The organism is Amycolatopsis minnesotensis (genome assembly GCF_039529815.1).
Taxonomy (GTDB): Bacteria; Actinomycetota; Actinomycetes; order Mycobacteriales; family Pseudonocardiaceae; genus Amycolatopsis; species Amycolatopsis minnesotensis.
Window position 1 is genome coordinate 1 of sequence record NZ_BAAANN010000148.1, and the last position, 609, is coordinate 609.

General features: G+C 61.2%; 1 protein-coding gene. It reads right to left on the reverse strand.

Features of this window, described 5'->3' with window-relative positions; genetic code table 11:
- Positions 1-237: 237 nt before the first annotated feature.
- Positions 238-609 (reverse strand): SIS domain-containing protein (locus ABD256_RS44250; protein ID WP_344432417.1); only part of this gene is annotated, 372 nt, incomplete at its 5' end.

Below are 609 nucleotides of genomic sequence, written 5' to 3' on the forward strand. Positions count from 1 at the left end.
GAATTCGTAGTCGCGGTCGACGGCATGAAAAGACACCAAGGCGTGGCTCAGGTCGCCACCCTCACTCTGGAGAATGAGGGTCGCTGGCGCGGCCATCAGGGGATAACACCACGGGAGAGCAAGAAAGATGACGGCAGGCATCAAAGGCCGTAGGATCCGCACGGTTTTCTCCCTCGAGAGGACGTTAAGACAGGCTAAGCCATCAGCCGGTCAATGCCAATCACGCCTCATGTGGGGCTATTCCACCGTGACGGATTTCGCCAGATTCCTTGGTTTATCCACATCCGTCCCCTTGTGGACGGCCACGTGGTAGGCCAGTAGCTGCAGGGGAATGGTGAATAGTGCCGGAGCGGTCAAGGCGCCGCCACTGCGGGGCAGGGTGATGACATGGCTGCGTTCGTCGGCCTTGAAGCCCGCTTCGGGGTCGGAGAAGACAATCAGTTCACCGCCCCGGGCCCGGACCTCTTCCAGGTTGGAGCGGATCTTGCCCAGCAGCTCATCATTGGGGGCCACGGCGATGATGGGCATATCCTCGTCCACCAGGGCCAGGGGGCCGTGCTTGAGCTCGCCGGCAGCGTAGGCCTCGGCGTGGATGTAGGAGATTTCCTT